General features: G+C 72.0%; 15 protein-coding genes. 8 read left to right on the forward strand and 7 right to left on the reverse strand.

The window, feature by feature from the left end:
• Positions 1-59 precede the first annotated feature (59 nt).
• The 5 genes from AC07CM_RS24630 to AC07CM_RS24650 form a co-directional block, all read right to left on the reverse strand.
• Positions 60-2,672: a hypothetical protein gene (locus AC07CM_RS24630; protein ID WP_478878619.1), complete on the reverse strand. Its 2,613-nt coding sequence runs from the start codon at positions 2,670-2,672 to the stop codon at positions 60-62.
• Complete coding sequence (locus AC07CM_RS24635) at positions 2,669-4,324, reverse strand: phosphate ABC transporter substrate-binding protein PstS (RefSeq protein ID WP_478878620.1); 1,656 nt, start codon at positions 4,322-4,324, stop codon at positions 2,669-2,671. Before AC07CM_RS24635 ends, AC07CM_RS24630 begins: the two co-directional genes overlap by 4 nt.
• Positions 4,324-5,691, reverse strand: coding sequence for a phosphate ABC transporter permease PstA (pstA, locus tag AC07CM_RS24640; protein ID WP_478878621.1), 1,368 nt, complete (start codon positions 5,689-5,691; stop codon positions 4,324-4,326). Before pstA ends, AC07CM_RS24635 begins: the two co-directional genes overlap by 1 nt.
• Position 5,692: 1 nt before the next feature.
• Entirely contained in the window at positions 5,693-6,664 is a 972-nt protein-coding gene (gene pstC, locus AC07CM_RS24645) for a phosphate ABC transporter permease subunit PstC (RefSeq protein WP_478878622.1), read from the reverse strand.
• Positions 6,665-6,911: 247 nt separating this feature from the next.
• Positions 6,912-7,523 (reverse strand): CGNR zinc finger domain-containing protein, encoded by a 612-nt coding sequence (locus AC07CM_RS24650; RefSeq protein WP_478878623.1) that lies wholly within the window; start codon positions 7,521-7,523, stop codon positions 6,912-6,914.
• 91 nt (positions 7,524-7,614) lie between these two features.
• Here AC07CM_RS24650 and AC07CM_RS24655 point away from each other — a divergent pair, with 91 nt between their 5' ends.
• The 3 genes from AC07CM_RS24655 (at position 7,615) to AC07CM_RS24665 (ending at position 10,348) form a co-directional block, all read left to right on the forward strand.
• Positions 7,615-8,397 (forward strand): MBL fold metallo-hydrolase, encoded by a 783-nt coding sequence (locus AC07CM_RS24655; RefSeq protein WP_478878624.1) that lies wholly within the window; start codon positions 7,615-7,617, stop codon positions 8,395-8,397.
• 167 nt (positions 8,398-8,564) lie between these two features.
• Positions 8,565-9,512, forward strand: coding sequence for an ABC transporter ATP-binding protein (locus tag AC07CM_RS24660; RefSeq protein WP_478878625.1), 948 nt, complete (start codon positions 8,565-8,567; stop codon positions 9,510-9,512).
• Complete coding sequence (locus AC07CM_RS24665; protein WP_478878626.1) at positions 9,509-10,348, forward strand: ABC transporter permease; 840 nt, start codon at positions 9,509-9,511, stop codon at positions 10,346-10,348. Before AC07CM_RS24660 ends, AC07CM_RS24665 begins: the two co-directional genes overlap by 4 nt.
• Before the next feature lie 160 nt (positions 10,349-10,508).
• Here AC07CM_RS24665 and AC07CM_RS24670 read toward each other — a convergent pair whose 3' ends face one another.
• Positions 10,509-11,006 (reverse strand): hypothetical protein, encoded by a 498-nt coding sequence (locus tag AC07CM_RS24670; protein WP_478878627.1) that lies wholly within the window; start codon positions 11,004-11,006, stop codon positions 10,509-10,511.
• 197 nt (positions 11,007-11,203) lie between these two features.
• Between AC07CM_RS24670 and AC07CM_RS24675 the strand changes: the two genes are divergently transcribed.
• From AC07CM_RS24675 to AC07CM_RS24695, 5 genes are all read left to right on the forward strand, one after another.
• The gene (locus AC07CM_RS24675; protein ID WP_478878628.1) at positions 11,204-12,169 is read left to right on the forward strand and encodes a cyclase family protein; all 966 of its coding nucleotides are present in this window, start codon (positions 11,204-11,206) and stop codon (positions 12,167-12,169) included.
• 105 nt (positions 12,170-12,274) lie between these two features.
• Positions 12,275-13,864, forward strand: coding sequence for a GMC oxidoreductase (locus AC07CM_RS24680; RefSeq protein ID WP_478878629.1), 1,590 nt, complete (start codon positions 12,275-12,277; stop codon positions 13,862-13,864).
• Positions 13,865-14,028: 164 nt separating this feature from the next.
• Positions 14,029-14,868, forward strand: a complete 840-nt coding sequence (locus AC07CM_RS24685; protein ID WP_478878630.1) for an SDR family oxidoreductase — start codon at positions 14,029-14,031, stop codon at positions 14,866-14,868.
• 36 nt (positions 14,869-14,904) lie between these two features.
• Positions 14,905-16,329 (forward strand): cytochrome ubiquinol oxidase subunit I, encoded by a 1,425-nt coding sequence (locus AC07CM_RS24690; protein WP_478878631.1) that lies wholly within the window; start codon positions 14,905-14,907, stop codon positions 16,327-16,329.
• Positions 16,326-17,366 carry a cytochrome d ubiquinol oxidase subunit II gene (locus tag AC07CM_RS24695; protein ID WP_478878632.1) on the forward strand — a complete coding sequence of 347 codons (1,041 nt, stop codon included), beginning with the start codon at positions 16,326-16,328 and terminating at the stop codon, positions 17,364-17,366. Before AC07CM_RS24690 ends, AC07CM_RS24695 begins: the two co-directional genes overlap by 4 nt.
• Positions 17,367-17,375: 9 nt before the next feature.
• Here AC07CM_RS24695 and AC07CM_RS24700 read toward each other — a convergent pair whose 3' ends face one another.
• Positions 17,376-19,214, reverse strand: a complete 1,839-nt coding sequence (locus AC07CM_RS24700; protein WP_478878633.1) for a glycoside hydrolase family 15 protein — start codon at positions 19,212-19,214, stop codon at positions 17,376-17,378.
• Positions 19,215-19,255: the final 41 nt, after the last annotated feature.

Genomic DNA, 19,255 nt, shown 5'->3' on the forward strand with positions numbered 1-19,255 from the left:
TTTCGGGGCGGGCGGCCGTCTGTGGGGGCGCCAGGTGTGGGCGCCCCGGTCTCAGGGCCTCAGGGCAGCCGCCTGCGCAGCCGCTCGGGCATGGTGAAGGCCGGTACGACGGTCACCGCGCGCCCGCCGGGCAGCGGCACCCGCAGGGGCAGCCGCAACCGGCCGCCGCCCGCGAACGGCGCGCCGACGCCGGCGAACGCACCCAGCGCGGCACCGACCGGTACGGCGTAGCGCAGCGGGTTGGCCGGGTCGCCCGGTGTGGTCCCGGCGGCCGTGGTCTCCACGGCCTTGCCGCCGTCGTACGAGGCCTGGGCGCTGGGCGATGCGCTCGCGCCGCCGTCGGCTCCGGTGCCGCCGGCCGCCGACGCACCGCCGGACGCGGCGCCGCCCGAACCCTCGCCGGAGCCGCCGCCGCCGGTGCCACCCGAGCCCGAGTCGCCGCCGGTGGACGGCGGCGCCTTGTAGTGCAGGAGCGCGTCGGCGGCCCTGGTCGCCCGCTCGCGCAGGGCGCTCGAGAGCGGGGCGTAGCCGGCGGGCAGCCGGCCCGGGTCGGCGCCGCTGACCTGACCGGCGCCCGCCGCGTAGCGCAGCAGCGCCGCGTAGCCCGCGCGGGCGTCCGCCTTCAGCCAGCCCGGCCGTGCGGCCGCGTAGACCAGCTGGGCCAGCGGGTAGGCGCCTTTCGCCTTGGCGTTCGCCGGGGTGATCTCGGCGACGTCCTTGCCGGAGGCGCTCCTGGCCGCCTCGGTCAGGGCCGCCGTGGTGGGGGCGACGAACCTGCCCGCCGCGTTGCGCAGCCTGGCCGTCTGCAGGCCGTACCGGGCGGCGGAGGCCACGTCGGTGACGGTGACGACGAACCGGGAGCCGACCGTCTGCGGGCCGGGGCTCTTGTAGGCGGGCGGGTTGGACAGCGGGTCCCAGGTCGATTTCCACAGAGTGTCGGCGCGCCGGGTGTGGAGGGCGCCGGCGTGCATGTCGTCGACGTACGGGTGGAAGTCGGTCATGCACTGCCTGGCCGTCTTGGGCGCGTCCGTGCCGGGCGGCACCGTGCACCAGGGGTCGCTCTTCGGGTACTCGTCGACGTGCGAGGGGTCGAAGGCGAAACCGGAGGGGTTCAGTTCCAGGTTGGTGCTGTAGTACGGGTTGACCCGCATGCCCCAGTCGTCGGGCACACCGGACAGGAACTGCCGGGCCTCCTTGTCGGAGAGGATCCACTGCCACACCGCGCGGGCGCTGTCGTTGTGCCCGAGCGCGGTGAGCAGGTCGGTGTCGGTGGCCGGGGTCTCGGCGACCGAGAGATACGCGAACTCGGGGTTGAGGTCGATGAACTCGGGGTCGCTCGCCAGGCCCGCCGGGTTGTTCCGCGCCCAGCGGTAGCCGGGGGCCACCTTGTCGCCGAGCACCGAACCCCAGGTGGAGTTCCGGTACGACTCGGTGAGCAGCTTGGCGACCAGCCGGGGCGTCAGCTCGACCGACTCGACCCTGGTGCCCGCGAGTCTCCTGATGTCCTCGGGTGCCCCGGCCTTGGGTCTGCGTTCGATCGTGAACCCGATGACCGCTCCGGACAGCGCCACGGGCGCGTACGTCGTCGTGCCGGACGGTGCCGACGTGCCCTCGTCGGCGCCCAGGGCGCGGGTGGTGAAGCCGAGGCCGAAGGTCTTGTCGGTGCCGAGCCGGGAGCGGGTGTCGGGCTCACCGAGTTCCGTGTAGCCGTACACCTTGCCGGACGGGCACAGTGCCGCCTGCCAGCTGGTGACGGCGTCGGCGGCCAGCTCGCTGCCGGTGGTGGGGCGTTCGTCGCTGCCCAGCGGGCAGTTGCTGCCCACCTGGTTGAAGTGCAGCGGGATCGCGATGCGGTTCTGCCAGTTGGTGGAGGAGACCGGGGAGCCCGCGTTGACCTGGCTGTGGTCGGCGTACGGCTTTCCGTCGAGGTCTAGGTGGCCCTGCGGGACGATCACCAGCCAGCAGGAGCGGGGCGTGGTGACGCCGTTGCGGGTGACCGGGGAGCCGCAGCCCAGGTGCGGGGCCTCGTTGGCGGTCTGCACCTCGAAGTACTCGTCGCCCGTGCCGCCGGCCCCGGTGCGGGCGAAGTCCACCTCGTTGGTGGTGTTGTGGTTGAAGAACCGGTTGTTCTGGGTGTTGGTGGTGACCGTCTCGCCGGTGACCGACTTGAACGGCACCTCGCCCGGGACGCCCGGGGGCTGGGCGGCCCCGTAGCGGTTGTCCTGGCCGTAGTTGGTGGGGTCGGCGCTGTAGAAGATCTGGCGGGTGTCGTCCTGCTGGTTGCCGGGCCAGTTGCCCCGGTCGGTGGTCGGGGAGGCGCCGTACTGGCACTGGGTGCGGGGCGGACCCGGGTTGTCCGGGACGGTGTGGTCGTCGTCGCCCCAGCACTGCATGATCTGCACGAAGTCGGTGTTGAACCACGTGCCCGCGAAGGTGGTCGGGGTGCCGCCGCGCCAGGAGACCTTGACCGCCTGGCTGGTGAGACGGCTCGTCTGGTCGACCGTGAACTTCATGTCCTTGAACTCGCCCCGCCCGGAGACGGTGACCGCCGAGCTCGCGGGGGCGGCTGTCGCGGAGGGGGCCGCCTGGGCGACCGCGAGGCCTGCGAGGGCGCCCACGGTGGCACCGGCGAGCAGCCGGACCAGGCCGCGGCGCAGTCTGCTGTCTCTCATCGGCCGGCTCCGTCCGTGGAGCCGTCCCCGGAGCGGGCGCCCACCAGGCGGGAGACGACCGAGGGCAGCAGGACCAGCCCGAGCACGAGGAACGCGGCCAGCAGCATCAGGGTCTGCGTACCGGTCCAGCCGTGGCCCGCGGCGACGGCGACCGGCTGGGCGAGTGCGACGGTGTTGTCGGCGCCCGAGGCGCCCGAGGCGCCGGCCGAGCCGCCGCCCGGCGCGAGGGTCTGTCCGGTGTCCGGGTCGACGGACGGAGTGCCGCCACCGGTGCCCGCCGTACCGTTTCCGCCGCCGGTGGATCCGCCGTCCGTGGCATCGCCCGCCCCGGAGCCCCCGCCCGAACCGCCGCCGCCGTCACCGGACTTGGCGCCACCGCTGCCCGTGGTGCACGGCGGGGCGCCCTTCCTGTCGCAGGGCTTCGGGTAGGGCGCGGTGTCGGCGAGCCGGTTGTGGCCGTTCGGAGTGAACGTCGGGTTGTTGCAGCGCCTGATGTCGATGTTCCGCGTCTGCACGCCCGGGATCCGGCGGATCTGGTCGAAGCCCGCCCGGACCAGGTTGATCGGCAGTGGCGAGTAGCCGAGCTTGGGCGCCTGCTGCTGGCCCTGGCACATGAAGTAGTACGAGAACGCGCCCAGCGTCCGCCCCTTGACCTGGCTGAAGGTGCCCCGCACCTTCAGGGGCAGGATCATGTACGAGTAGCTGGACAGCGGGTAGTTGCGCCTGTCGGTGTCGTTGTAGACGCCGTCGAGCTGCTGGGTGAGGTAGTCCGGGGAGTTCTTGTTCGTGTTGATCCTCGCCTTGAGCAGCGAGACCGCGACGTTCTGCGGGGTCGGCTCGGTGTAGTAGCCCGCGTGGTTGAGGACCTTGGCGACCGGATAGTGCGCGTTGAGCGCGTAGGAGTAGTTGACGTAGCCGATCGCGCCCTCGCCGTAGTTCTGGGCGACGTACCCGGCCACGCCGAGGTCGCCGGACTGGGCGATCATCCCGGGGACGGTCGGGTAGTTCGAGGTCTGGCCGCAGGCGCCCGAGCGGCCGACCTTGCGGCAGTAGGCCTGCCAGAGGGCCTTGTGCTGGTTGGTCATCCACAGCGTGAACTGGGCGGTGGAACCGGAGCCGTCGGAGCGGACGACCGGGACGATCGTGCGGTGGGGCAGCTGGAGGCCGGGGTTGTCGGCGCGGATCACCGGGTCGTCCCAGTTCTTGACCACCCCGGTGAAGATCTTCGTGACGACGTCGCCGGACAGACGCAGGTTGGTGACCCGCTTGCCGTTGACGGTCAGGTGGTACATGAAGACGGTGCCGCCGGCGACGATGGGCATGTACGCGTAGCTGCCCGCCGCGGGGCGTTCGGCCGCCGATCCGTCGGTGGGGTGGGTCTGGAAGGGGATGTCGGAGACCGCGAAGTCGACCGTGCCGCTGAGGAACTGGCGGCGGCCGTCGGAGGAGCCGGCGCCCGCGTAGCTGATGCGCATGCCGTACTGGTTGACGGCTCTGCGCCACTCGTCGACGGCGTTCTCCGCCCAGGTGGAGCCCGCGCCGGAGATGGGGGTGTAGGTGTCGGCGGCGGCCGGGGTGGCCGTCGTGAGGATGCCCATCAACGCGGCCAGGATGCCCAGCCGTCGTAGGGCGGTGGTGAGTTGGCTGAGCATCAGAGGCTGCCTTCGTTGTCGGGTGCGGGTTCGTGGGCGGGCACCCGGCCTCCGGCCGGGTATGGGTTCCCACCCGCACCACCCGCACCATCCGTGCGGCGTTCGTGGTCGGGTTCGGGTGGCCCCTGTGGGGCTGGGGCGTCGCCGGCGGCTGCCGGGGGCCGGTCCTGCGGCGTCTCGTCGAACAGCGTCAGGCCCGGGGCGTGCAGGTCCGCGAAGCGATCCGCGTCGCGCCGTGAAGCCCGCGCCGCCTTCCTCGCCCGGCGTCTGCTCTGGTGGCCCGGGCCGCGGCCGCCGATGACGCGGGCCAGCGCGAAAAGGACCAGGACCAGGGCCATCAGCACCGCTGCCGCGCCGAAACCGCGGGCGATCATCGTCGGCTGGGGTGACTTGACGAAGTTGAAGACGGCCAGCGGGAGCGAGATCATCGGGCCGTCGGTCGGGTCTGCGTTGAGCGCGGCCGTGAAGCCCGCCGTGAGCAGCACCGGGGAGGTCTCGCCGATGCCGCGCGCGGTGCCGAGGATGACGGCCGTGGCCAGTCCCGAGCGCGCGGTGGGCAGGACCACGTGCCACACCGTCCGCCAGCGCGGAGCGCCCAGCGCCTCCGCCGCCTCGGTCAGCGTGCCGGGCACCAGGCGGAGCACCACGTCCGCCGCCCGGATCACGATCGGCAGCATCATCACGCTGATCGCGAAGCCCGCCGCGAGCCCCGACTTCTGCATGCCGAGCCCGAGGATCCAGGTGGCGTACACCATCAGGCCGGCCACGATGGAGGGCAGCGCGGTCATCGCCTCGACGATCGTCCGGACGAAGCGGGAGAAGCGGCCCGGGATCTGGTTGAGGTAGACCGCGCAGGCCAGGCCCAGCGGGACCGTGATCAGCAGGGCGATGGTGATCATGGTGAGGGTGCCGAGCACGGCGTGCGCGATGCCGCCGTGGGTGAGCGGATCCAGCGGGCCGGCGGCCTGCATGTCCTCGGTGAAGAAGTTGCCGTGCGGCAGCGCCTCGCGGCCGCGCCAGGCGGTGAAGCCGACGACCAGGGCGAGCGCGCAGAACAGCAGCGTGGCCGCGCTCCACAGCACGACGGTCATCAGCCGGTCCCGTACCGCCTGCCCGTCCTCCTCCAGGCCGGTGAGCACGCCGTGGACGAGCAGGAAGACGAGATAGGCCGTGACGGTGAAACCCAACGCACCGGAGAACGGCGCGAGTTGCCCGAAGAGCAGCACCGCGGTGCACAGTCCCGAGGCGGCGGCGCCGACCAGGGAGAGGACCTGGGAGCGGGTGGCGCCGCCGATGCGGCGCGGAACGTCGGGGAGTTCGACTGGCTCTGCCGCGACCGCGGGGGCGGTCTCTTCCACGATGGTCATCTCATGCCTCGCTCTGTGCGCCGGACCGGGAGCGGGCCACGATCGAGGAGGCGGTGAAGTTGACCGCCAGGGTGAGCAGGAACAGCGCCAGGCCCGCCGCCATCAGCGCCGACATGCCGAAGGTCGACGCGTCGCCGTAGTGCAGCGCGATCAGGGAGGAGACGGAGTTCGAGCCGGTCTGCAGGATGTGCGGCTGGATGGTGAAGACCGGCGAGATGATCAGGTAGACGGCGATGGTCTCGCCGAGCGCCCGGCCGAGGCCGAGCATCGTGCCGCCGATGATGCCGCCCTTGCCGTACGGCAGGACGACCGCGCGGATCATGCCCCAGCGGGTCGCACCGAGGGCGTACGCGCCCTCCCGCTCGCCGGCCGGGGCCTGGGTGAACACCTCGCGCATCACCGAGCACTGGATCGGCGCCACCATCAGGGCGACGACGAGTCCGGCGACGAAGGTCGAGGCGGTGTAGACGCTCTGGGAGGCCAGCGGCTCCCCGGGCTGCGTGCCGTCCACCTTCAGGAACGGGATCCAGCCGAACCAGTCGGACAGCCAGCGCGAGAGCCCGATCACGTGCTGCTGCAGGAAGAACAGTCCCCACAGCCCGTACACCACCGACGGGACGGCCGCCATCAGGTCGACCATGGTCACGAGCGTCCGGCGCAGCGGGCGCGGTGCCACGTCGGAGATGAACAGGGCGGTGCCCACCGCCAGTGGCACGGAGATCGTCACGGCCACGGCGGCGATGAGCAGTGTCCCGGTGAGGACGGCGGCGATGCCGAACCGGTGGACGTCCGGCTGCCATTCGGCGGTCGTGAGGAAGGCGAACCCCCTGACCCGCAGCGCCTGTCCGGCCCGGAGCAGCAGAAACAGGCCAACCCCGGCCATGATCGCGAGGACGACGACACCGGTGGCCGTCAACTGGTGACGGAAGACCCGGTCACCGAGGCTTCGGGCGGCGAACGCCTTTCGCGGCAATGGCCGTTCGGGTTCCTTCGGGTCTTCGGATCTGCTGGGCTCCGTTCTGCCGGAACCCTTTACCGCGGACAGCACGTATGGCCCCCCAGGCGACATGCGGCGACATGGGCGGGAACGGCGGTCCCCGCGCGGGGAGAGTCAATGGCCGGATGCTGTCGGACCCGGGCGCCGAAGACAGCGCGTGAGTGAACGGTTCATGTCAGTTCGGTGGGGGAGATGTGTGTGCAGGGGCCACGCTTTCGCCGGCTCAGTCCGTCGTTCGCCGTGCGTTGCGGCGGGCGTAGGCGCGGGCCGCGCGGGCGCGGTCGCCGCAGCGGGTCGAGCACCAGTGGCGGCGGCCGTGCCGGAGCAGGTAGCGGTTGCAGGGCGGTGAGGCGCAGGCGGTGAGGCGGTCGGCGTCGGGGCCGGTGAGCAGCTCGGCGGCGTCGGCCGCGAGGGTCGCCAGGGCGTGCTCGACGATCTGGGTCGTGGGATGGGCGGCCGCCCGGTACAGGCCGTGCTCGGGGTGCCAGTGCAGCAGGGCGGCGGCGGGGGCGCGGGTGAGCGCGTCGTTGAGGGCGTCCAGGGCGCCGGCCGGGGCGGGCCGGTCGTCGACCCGGGAGGCGAGCAGGGAGCGGATCTGCTCGCGCAGGGACCGCAGCCGGGACGCGCAGGTCTCCCTCAGGTCCGCGTCGGCCGGGGCCAGTCCGTGGTCCACGAGCCACCGTTGTGCCGCGGCGGGCGTGTCGAGGAGGTCGGTGAACTGGCCGCCCGGCAGGGCGACGGCGCTGTTGGCGAGGTCGAGGGCGGCGTACTGCTCCGCGCCCGGCGCGGGGGGCACGGGCTGCTCGTCGGTCACGGACCCCTTCATATGTCTCATGGTACGGCTTGCGGCCATCCGTGAGAAACGACTACGGTCACCTCACGGATAGACCTTCATTCAACCGTGAGACGATTCCGAGGTGCCCGACATGGCTGCTGCCGCCCCGACCCCCGGCCCCACACACGAGCGGGTGCCCGTCCGCGTCCTCGGCGGCCCGACCGTCCTCATCGAGTACGGCGGCCTCCGCCTCCTCACCGACCCGACCTTCGACGCTCCCGGCGACTACCCCGCGCCCAGCGGCCGGGTCCTCACCAAGACGGCACCGCCCCGGCTCACCCCGGCCGAGCTGGGCCCCGTGGACGTCGTCCTGCTCTCCCACGACCAGCACGCCGACAACCTCGACCACTCCGGCCGCGCCCTGCTCGCCGAGGTGCCCCGCACCCTCACCACACCGAGCGCCGCCGAGCGCGTCGGCGGCACCGCGCGGGCCCTCGCCCCCTGGGAGTCCGTCGAACTGGCCCGTCCCGACGGCGGCACCGTCACCGTCACCGGTGCGCCCGCCCTGCACGGACCCAAGGGCTCCGAGCCGATCGTCGGCGAGGTCACCGGCTTCGTCCTGACCTCCGCCGACCTGCCGACCGTCTACGTCAGCGGCGACAACGCCTCCCTCGAACTGGTCCAGGAGATCGCCGACCGGTACGCCCCCGTCGACACCGCCGTCCTCTTCGCCGGCGCCCCCCGCCTGCCCGTCCTCGACGACGCCCTCCTCGTCCTCGACGGCGCCGGCACCGCGAGCGCCGCGCGGATCCTCGACGCCCGCCGGGTCGTGCCCGCCCACTGCGACAGCTGGGCCCACTTCACGGAGAACCGGGACGACGTGGTGGCGGCGTTCACCTCGGGGGGGCTGGCCGAGCGCCTCCAGCTCGACTGAGGTGCCGCAGGGCCGCCGTGGCTCGACTGACGTGCCGTAGGACCGCCGTACCACCCGCTTGGCCGTGCCTGCCCCCCGACACCGCGAAACCGGGACTATTCGGACCATAGCGTTACGGGTGAGGCGTCAGACGCGACGGACGCCCCGGTCCGAGAGAGAGGGCGCGCATGATCGACGCACGGCAGCTGACCAAGCGGTACGGGGAGAAGACGGCCGTCGACGGACTGGACTTCGTCGTGCGGCCGGGCACCGTGACCGGCTTCCTGGGACCCAACGGCGCGGGCAAGTCCACGACGATGCGGATGATCGTCGGGCTCGACGCGCCGACCAGCGGCACCGTCACCGTGAACGGCCGCCACTACGCCCGGCACCGGGCACCGCTGCAGGAGGTCGGGGCACTCCTGGAGGCGAAGTCCGTCCACCCGGGCCGCTCGGCCCACCACCACCTCAGGGCGCTGGCGCTCACCCACGGCATCCCGCGCCGCCGGGTCGACGAGGTCATCGAGCTGGCCGGTCTCGACAGCGTGGCGCGCAAACGGGCCGGTGCCTTCTCCCTCGGCATGGGCCAGCGACTGGGCATCGCGGCGGCGCTGCTCGGCGATCCGCAGACGGTGATGCTGGACGAACCGGTCAACGGGCTCGACCCGGAGGGCGTGCTCTGGATCCGCAACCTGCTGACCTCGCTCGCGGCCGAGGGGCGCACGGTGTTCGTCTCCTCGCACCTGATGAGCGAGGTGGCGCTGGTGGCGGACCACCTGATCGTCGTGGGACGGGGGCGGCTGCTGGCCGACACCACCGTGGCCGCCCTGGTCCGCCGGGCGGGCGGCGACACGGTGAAGGTGGCCACCGAGGACCCCGCGCGGCTGCGCGAGGTGCTGGCCGGGCCGGGTGTCGACGTCACCGGCCGCGTCGGCTCCGAGGAGCTGCAGGTGACCGGCCTGACCGCACGTGAGATCGGCCTGAGGGCCGCCGAGCACGGAATCCCGCTGTTCGAACTGACCTCGCGGTCCGTCTCCCTGGAGGAGGCCTTCATGGACCTGACCCGGGACGCCGTCGAGTACCACGGCTCCACCACCGCCGCCGACACCCGCGAGACCGCCGGGAGGACGGCATGAGCGCCCTCACCGCCGCCACCGAGACGTCCCGCACCACACCCGCGCGCCCCGCCTACCGCGTGACCGGGCGGCGCGTGCTGTCCTCCGAGTGGGCCAAGCTCTGGACGGTGCGCTCGACCTGGATCACCCTCGGCCTCGGCCTGCTGTTCCTGGTCGTCTTCGGGCTCATCGCCGCGAGCCGCTACAGGTCCATGACCGGCACGCCCCGCATGAACCCCGAGTTCGCCCGGGCCACGGCCGTCAGCCTGTGCCTGTTCGGCACCAACTTCGCCCAGCTGGCCCTGGGTGTCCTCGGCGTGCTGGTCACGGCCGGGGAGTACTCCACCGGCACGATCCGCTCGACCCTGGCCGCCGTACCGCGCCGGCTGCCCGTGCTGTGGTCCAAGGCGGCCGTGTACGGGCTGGTCGCCCTGGTCGTCGGCACCCTCGGCGCGTTCGCCGCCTTCCTGTTCGGCAGCGGCATCGTCTCCGGCACCCCGGCCGCGATGGACCTCGGCCACGCGGGGGTCGTGCGGAGCCTGCTGGGCGCCGGGCTCTACCTCGGCCTGGTCGGTGTCATCGGCACCGCCCTGGGCGCGCTGCTGCGGTCGGTGGCCGGCGGCATCTCGGTCCTGGTCGCCACCCTGATGCTCATCCCCGGACTGGCCTCCCTGCTGCCCAGTTCCTGGCAGGACGCCATCAGCCCCTACCTGCCGAGCAACGCGGGCCAGGCGATGTTCGCCGTGACCCACGACTCCACGAGCCTCGCCCCCCTGGCCGGTCTGCTGGTCTTCCTCGGCTGGACGGCGCTCGCGCTGGCGGGGGCCGCGTACCGGCTGGTCCGCAGCGACGCCTGACCGCGATGCCCGACCGCGACGCCTGACCGCGATGCCCGACCGCGATGCCCGACCGCGACGCCTGACCGCGATGCCCAATCAGAGGTCGCCCGACCGTGGCGGCACGCGAAACCGCCGGCCGCCCGGCTGGACCGGGGCGGCCGGCGGCTTGGCCTCCGGCTCAGTAGCGCAGGGCCGTGCCGACCGCCGCGCGCACGTCCCCGGTCAGCTTGCGGTGGCTGGTGGCCGTGCCGTCGCCGGAGGCGCCCGCGGCCACGTTGCCGACCTTCACCACGGTCACGTCCAGCAGGTTGCCGCTCGGGTCCGTGAAGTTGACCTGGACGGCGAAGGACTTGGCGGAATCGGCCGTGTTCTTCGCGGTCACCTTCGCGGTCGCCTTGCCGTCGCCGCCGATGGCGACGCTGCCGAGCGACACGTCGTCCTTCGCGTTCACCCCGTTCTTGACCTCGCTCAGCTTGCTCTTGGCCTCCGCCGAGGCCGAGGCCAGCGCGTCCCCGCCCCGGGAGGCGAGGGAGGAGGCGGCGGACGCGGCCGCCGAGGCCGCCTTGCTGGCGTTGCTGGACGTGTTTCCCGAGTTGTCTCCGCACCCGGCCGCCGCGACGGCGACGGCGGCGGCCAGCACCGCGCCCGCCGCACCCCGTGTCCAGTGCCCTGCCATACCGCGCCTCCCATGACCTCGAACGATCCGTCCCTCCCAGTGAAGGGTGAGCGGCCGTGACCCGCACGCCGGGTGGGATGCCCGGGCCGCGCAGGCACCCGAACGGCGGTCACCCGCCGGACGTGCGGGGCCGTCGGCCGGGTGCTGCAATGAGCGGGAGGGGGGCGCTGAGGACCACTCCTCGGGAGGACTGCCCGATGACCTCGCACCCGCACCCCGCGCCCTCCCGCCGGACGGCACCGCGGCCCCTGTCGGAGGCGGCCTTCCGGGAGCTGTACCAGCGGCTGCGGGACCGGGCCGAGGACGACACGGGCGACCGGCGCGGCGCGCTGGACCGGCTCACGCCCGAGCGGGTGGTGGCGGCCGCCGCCGAGGTCCGCGCCGGGCGTTCGGTGTCGCTGGCGGCGCCGATCGAGACCCGGCCCGGACCGGACAGTCCCGAGCCCGCCTCCCACCGGATGACCGCACCGACGCACTCGGAGACCGGCGGCCACGGACTGCGGTTCGCCCGGGACCGGTTCGCCATGAACGTGCACGGGGACGTCGACAGCCACCTCGACGCCCTCTGCCATGTGATCTTCGACGGCCGGCTGTACGGCGGTGTCCCGGCGAGCACCGTGACACCGGAGGGCGCCGGCGCGCTCACCCTCGACCTGGCGCGTGACGGCATCGTCGGCCGCGGTGTCCTCCTGGACGTCCCGCGTCTGCGGGGCGTGCGGTGGCTCGAACCCGGCGACGACGTGACCGCCGAGGACCTGCTCGCGGCCGAGAACGCCCAGCGGACCACGGTCGGCCCCGGCGATCTGCTGTTCGTGCGCGTGGGGCACCGGCTGCGGCGCCGGACCCTCGGGGCCTGGGACGTGACCGGGGCGCGGGCGGGTCTGCATCCGACGGCGATGAGCTTCCTGGGCGAGCGGGAGGTGTCCGCCCTGGGGTCGGACGGCAACAACGACACGGCGCCCAGCGCGGTGGCAGAAGTCCCGTTCCCCGTGCACGTGCTGGCCGTCAACGCCATGGGGCTGCATCTGATGGACTACCTGGACTTCGAGGAACTGGTACCGGTGTGCGAGCAGCAGGACCGGTGGCACTTCCTGTGCGTGGTCGCCCCGCTGCGGCTCCCGGCGGCCACCGGCTCCCCGGTGAACCCGATCGCCGTTCTGTGACCGCCCCCGCGTGCGGCCCACCGCTCCGGGTGCCGCACGCGGGCATGGCGCGTACGTTCGAAGAGGGAAGGCCGGCAACGGCCGCGTACCGCACGAGCAAGGACGGTGGTCGCCGTGGATGCCCTGCCCCGTTACGACGTCATCGTCATCGGCACCGGCGCCGGCGGTGGCACCCTCGCCCACCGCCTCGCCCCGTCCGGCAAACGGGTGCTCATCCTCGAACGCGGCGACTACCTGCGGCGCGAGCGCGACAACTGGGACTCCACGGCCGTGTTCGTCAAGGCCAAGTACCGGGCCCCGGAGTTCTGGCTCGACCGGCACGGCAACGAGTTCCCGCCCGAGGTGAACTACTACGTCGGCGGCAACACCAAGTTCTACGGCGCGGCGCTGTTCCGGCTGCGCCCCGAGGACTTCGGCGAACTGCGCCACCACGACGGCGTCTCTCCCGCCTGGCCCCTCGCCTACGAGGACCTGGAGCCGTACTACACCCAGGCGGAGCACCTGTACCTGGTGCACGGACGGCACGGCGAGGACCCCTGGGAAGGGCCGTGCAGCGCGCAGTACGCCTGTCCGCCGGTCGAACACGAGCCGCGGATCGAGCAGTTGAGCCAGGACCTGGAGAAGCAGGGCCTGCACCCCTTCCACCTGCCGATCGGGGTCAACCTCACCCAGGACGAGTACGGCCGGGCCACCCACGCCAGCGCCTGCATCCGCTGCGACCGGGTGGACGGCTTCCCCTGCCTGGTGCGCGCCAAGTCCGACGCCCAGGTGATCTGCGTGGAGCCGGCCCTCGAGCATCCGAACGTGGAGATGGTCACCAACGCCCGGGTGACGAGGCTCGAGACCGATCCGACCGGACGCAGCGTCACCTCCGTCGTCGCCCAGCTCCCGGGCGAGGAGGAGGCCCGCTTCTCGGCGGACGTCGTGGTCGTGGCCTGCGGTGCGGTCAACTCCGCGGCCCTGCTGCTCGCCTCGGCGAACGAGCGGCACCCGCGCGGGCTGGCGAACAGCTCGGACGTCGTCGGCCGCCACTACATGCGCCACAACAACCTCGCGCTGATGGCCGTCTCGAAGGAGCCCAACGACACCAAGTTCCAGAAGACCCTCGCCCTGCACGACTGGTACCTGGGCGCGGACGACTGGGACCACCCGCTCGGCGGGATCCAGATGCTCGGCAAGTCCGACGCCGAGCAGATCCACGGCGAGGCCCCGCGCTGGGCCGGCGCGGTGTCGCCGGACATGCCCTTCGAGGTCCTCGCCCACCACGCCGTCGACTTCTGGCTGTGCGGGGAAGACCTGCCACAGCCGGAGAACCGGGTGACCCTGGAGGACGACGGCCGGATCCGGCTCACCCTCGACGAGGGCAACAACATCGCCGGACTCCAGCGCCTGCGGCACAAACTGCAGCACATGCTCGGCCATCTCGGCATGCACGAGCACCGGCTGCTGTCCCGGAGCATCTACCTGCACAAGGGCATGCCGATCGGCGCCACCGCACATCAGGCGGGCACGGTGCGCTTCGGCGCCGACCCGGCGTCCTCGGCCCTGGACCTCAACTGCAAGGCCCACGACCTGGACAACCTCTACGTCGTCGACACGAGCTTCTTCCCGAGCATCGGCGCGGTCAATCCGTCCCTGACGGCCATCGCGAACGCCCTGCGCGTGGGCGACCACCTGCTGGAGCGGCTGGGCTGACGCCGCGCCGGGGGCCCGGACTCCGACCGGGCGAAGATCCTCAGTCGGGCAGCGCAACGCGGTCCGCCCCGACATGCCGCCGTTCCCCCGCGGTGTTTGTCTGAGCCTGAACCGCCGGGTCGTGGACCCGGCCGAACCGGGCACGCAGTGGAGGAGCAGGCATCGTGAGTTCCACCGAGGGCGCACCCCAGGGCGTGATTCCCGCGCATCTGTTGAAGGGCCAGAAGGCGCTGGTCACCGGCGCGAACTCCGGAATCGGCAGGGCGACGGCCGTCGCCCTGGGCCGGGCCGGGGCCGATGTCGTGGTGAACTACGTGGCCGGCGGCGAGGAGGCGGAGAAGGTGGTCGAGGAGATCACCGGCTTCGGGGTGCGGGCCGCCGCCTACGAGGCGGACGTGTCCGACGAGGACCAGGTCGTCGCCATGACGAACCGGATGGTCGAGGAGTTCGGCACCATCGACATCCTGGTCGCCAACGCCGGACTGCAGCGGGACGCCCCGTTCACCGAGATGACCCTCGCCCAGTGGCGGAAGGTCCTGGACGTCAACCTCACCGGTCAGTTCCTGTGCGCCCGCGAGGCGACCAAGGAGTTCCTGCGCCGTGGAGTGGTCCCGGAGGTGTCGCGCGCGGCCGGGAAGATCATCTGCATGAGCTCGGTGCACCAGATCATCCCGTGGGCCGGCCACGTCAACTACGCCTCGTCCAAGGGCGGCGTGCAGATGATGATGGAGACCCTCGCCCAGGAGCTCGCCCCGAAGAAGATCCGGGTGAACGCGGTCGCCCCCGGGGCCATCAAGACCCCCATCAACCGCAGCGCGTGGGACACCGCTCAGGCGGAGCAGGATCTGTTGAAGCTGATCCCCTACGACCGGGTCGGCGACCCCGAGGACATCGCCAACGCCGTCGTCGGCCTCGCCTCCGACCTCATGGACTACGTCGTGGGCGCCACCCTCTACGTCGACGGCGGGATGACCCTCTTCCCCGGCTTCGCCACCGGCGGCTGACCCACCTCACTCTCGCCGGCCCCGGGGGAGACCCGTATGCACACCCTCATGACGTCGCTGGCGGACGCGCCGCCGCAGATGCTCCCGGCCAGGTCCATGATGGCCTTCACCCTCGCGACCCACATCATCCTGGTGCCGCTGGGCGTGGCGCTGCCGCTGATCACACTGATCATGCACGGCTACGGGCTGCGCCGCGGCGACGCCACCGCCCTGCTGCTGGCCCGCCGGTGGTCGGCGGTGATGGCGGTGCAGTTCGCGATCGGTGTCGTCACCGGGACCGTGCTGTCCTTCGAGTTCGGGCTGCTGTGGCCGCGCATGATGGGCCGGTGGGGAGATGTCTTCGGCCTCGGTTTCGGTGTCGAGGCGTGGGGCTTCTTCCTGGAGGCCGTGCTCATCGCCGTCTACCTGTACGGCTGGCGGCGGCTTCCCGCCCGCGCCCACTTCCTGCTCGCGCTGCCGCTGCCGTTCGTCGCCCTGCTCGGCGCCTTCGGGATCCTGGCCGCCAACTCGTGGATGAACACACCGCGGGGCTTCACCCTCGACTCCGCGGGCAACCCCGTGAACGTGGACGTCCGCAGGGCGATCTTCACTCCCATCTTCGGCCCGGAGTACTGGCACTTCGTCATGGCGATGTTCGTGACGGCCGGCTACGTCGTGGCCGGTGTCTATGCCATGGGGTGGCTGCGCGGCCGCCGCGACCGGTACCACCGGCTCGGTTTCACGATCCCCTTCACGCTCGCCGCCGTGTGCACACCGGTGCAGTTCATGCTGGGCGACTCCATCGCCCGGCAGGTGTTCCACAAGCAGCCGGTGAAGTTCGCCGCGATGGAGATCGTCTGGAACACCGACACCCACGTTCCGGAGTACCTGTACGGCCGGCTGCATCCGAACGGGACCATCTCCGGCGGGATCAGGATCCCGCAGCTCGACTCCGTCCTGGCCGGCTTCCGCCCCGACACCAAGGTCACCGGGATGACCTCGGTGCCGGCGAGCGACCGGCCGACGGCCACCCAGGCCACCATCGTCCACTGGACCTTCGACACCATGGTCTTCATCGGCTCCGCGCTGTTGCTGCTCGCCCTCTGGTACGGCGCGATGTGGCTGCTGCGCCGCAGGATGCCCGCCTCACCCTGGTTCTTCCGGTGCGCGGCCGTGGCCGGCGTGGCCTCCGTCGTCGCCGTGGAGTGCGGCTGGATCACCACCGAGGTGGGCCGCCAGCCGTGGATCGTGTACCAGAACATGCGGGTCGCGGAAGCGGTGACGGCGACCCGCGCGGCCGGCCTGTGGACCATGTTCGGCCTGGTCGTCCTGGTGTACGTCTTCGTGTTCGGGTCGCTCCTGGTGATCCTTCTGAAGATGCGCTCCCGCTGGCGGCAGGCGGACGAGACGGGCGGGCCGCCGAAGGAGACACCGGAGACGGACACGCCGTACGGACCGCGATCCCTCGGGAGCCGGCCGTGATCGCCGGGGTGATCGCAGTCGTCCTGCTGCTCCTGATCGCCGCCTACGCCTGCGCCGGCGGCACCGACTACGGAGCCGGGTTCTGGGACCTGACGGCGGGCGGTGCGGAACGCGGCGAGCGCCCGCGCCGGCTGATCGACCAGGCGATGGAGCCCGTCTGGGAGGTCAACAACGTCTGGCTGATCTTCGTGCTGGTCGTCATGTGGACGGGCTTCCCCGTTCTGTTCGAGCAGGTGTTCATGGCGTTGTGGCTGCCCCTGGCGCTGGCCGCCGTGGGCATCGTCCTGCGCGGCGCCGGCTTCGCGCTGCGCAGGCCCGTCCAGCGGCTGGCCGGGCGGCGCCTGTACGGCGCGATCTTCGCCGTCTCCTCGCTGCTGACGCCGTTCTTCCTGGGCGCCGCCGCCGGGGGAGTGGCCTCGGGCCGGGTGACGGCGACCACGACCGCGTCGACGGACGTCTGGGCAAACCCCACGTCCCTCCTGTTCGGGCTGCTCGCCGTCGCGACCACGGCCCTGCTCGGGGCGGTGTTCCTCGCCGCGGACGCCCGGCGCTTCGACGTGCCGGACCTCGACCGGTACTTCCGGCGGCGGGCGCTGGGCGCCCTCGCCGTCATCGCCGCGCTCGCCGTCATCACGCTGTTCGCCACTCACGAGGACGCCCCGCACGTGTGGCACGGGCTCACCCACGGCGTCGGACTGGTCTTCGTCGTCCTCGCGGCCCTGGCCACAGGTGCCACCGCGGTGCTGCTGATCCGATCCTCCGGGGCCTGGTCGCGGGTCGCGGCGGTCGCCGTGGTCGCCTCGGCCGTGATCGCCTGGGGGATGGCGCAGCGCCCGTACCTGATCCCGACCTCGCTCACCGTGGCCGACGGCGCGGGCGCGCACACCACGCTCCGCTGGCTGGGCCTGGTCACCCTCGTGGCCGTCGTCCTGGTCTTCCCCGCGGTCGCCCTGCTGTACTGGCTGGACACCCACGGTGAGCTGGAGGGGCTCAGCGACACCGACCTGCGGAAGACGGGGGCGGGTGACGAGGGCTGACCTCGCGGACTACCGCCGGTCGAGGGCCTCGTTCAGGGTCAGGGCCGAGTCGATGAGGGCGAGATGGGTGAACGCCTGTGGGAAGTTGCCCAGTTGACGGCCCGTCGGGTCGATCTCCTCCGAGTACAGGCCCAGATGGTTGGCGTACCCCATCATCTTCTCGAAGACCAGCCGTGCCCTGTCGGTCCGTCCCGCGCGCGCCAGGGCGTCGACGTACATGAAGGTGCACAGCGAGAAGGTGCCCTCCGAGCCGCGCAGGCCGTCGGGCGAGGCCGAGGGGTTGTAGCGGTAGACGAGGCTGTCGCTGACCAGTTCCTGCTCCATGGCGTCGAGGGTCGAGGCCCACATCGGATCCCCGGGGGTGAGGAATCCGACCGTCGCCATGCGCAGCAGCGAGGAGTCCAGCACCTCACTGCCGTAGTGCTGGACGAAGGCCCCACGCTCCTCGCTCCAGCCCTTGGCCATGACCTGCTCGTAGACGGCGTCCCGCTCGGTGCGCCAGCGTCCGGCCGCCGACGGCCATCCTTTCGCGTCGGCGAGTCGCAGAGCGCGGTCGAACGCCACCCACGTCATCACCCGGCCGTACGTGAAGTCCTGGCGGCCGCCGCGGGTCTCCCAGATGCCCTCCTCGGCCTGGTCCCAGTGGTCGGCCAGCCATTCCAGGTCCGTCCGCAGCGAGGTCCATCCCCCGTACCCGACCTCGAAACCGTGCCGGTGCGCGAAGTAGATGCTGTCCATCGCCTCGCCGTAGATGTCCAGCTGGAGCTGCGTCGCGGCGCCGTTGCCGATCCGCACCGGCGCGGAACCCGCGTACCCCTCCCAGTTGTCGAGGATCAGCTCGTTCAGGTCGGAGGAGCCGTCGACCTTGTACATGATGTTGAGCGGGCCCGTGTTCCCCTCGCTGCCGACCCGCTCCTTGACCCGGTCGCTCAGCCAGATGATGAACGCCCGGGCCTCCTCCGTGAATCCCAGTCCCAGCAGGGCGTACACGGAGAAGGACGCGTCACGGATCCAGGTGAAGCGGTAGTCCCAGTTGCGTTCGCCGCCCAGCTGCTCCGGGAGAGCCGCCGTCGGAGCGGCCACCACGGCGCCGCTGGGGGCGAAGGTCATGAGCTTCAGCGTGATCGCGGAACGCTCGACCATCTCCCGCCAGCGCCCGGTGTAGCGCGACTGCGCGAGCCAGGAGCGCCAGAACGCCCTGGTCTCGTCGAAGAGCCGTTGGTGTTCGTCGCGGCGGACCTCCGCGGGCGGCCCCTCGGCACCCACCTCCAGAATCAGCCCGCGCTGCTGGCCGGCCTGCAGCGTCAGCGAGAGGTGCAGGTCGGCATCCCGGTCCGTGAGAACGTCCAGGAGCCGCTCGTCCTCCGGTTCGCGGATGGGGTGCACGGTGAGTTCCGTGCCGTCCTCCGCGGCGAAGACCGCTCCGTGCTGGGTGAGGTGCAACTCGTGTGCGCTGCGCCCGTAGTCGAACCGCGGGGCGATCTCCACCTGGAACGTCATGCTGCCGCGCACACAGCGGACCAGGCGGACCACCCGGTGGCGGGACGTGACCGTCGTACCGGTCACGGGCATGAAGTCGAGTACCTCACCGGCTCCCGCCTCCGTCATGAACCGGGTCACCAGGATCGCCGTGTCGGGGAGGTACAACTGCTTGGTGGCATACGTCGCGTGCGCCGGCCGAACCGTGCAGTGCCCGCCCTTGTCCGTGTCCAGAAGCGCTCCGAACACACTCGGCGAGTCGAACCGCGGGGCGCAGAACCAGTCGATCACCCCGTCGGTGGTCACCAGCGCCGAGGTCTGCAGATCGCCGATCAGACCGTGGTTCTCGATCAGCGGGTAGTCGTCCATGGAGGCGCCCCCTTCGGAGTGCGTTTCGCCCGTTTCACCCG

Source organism: Streptomyces sp. NPDC044061 (assembly GCF_056434305.1).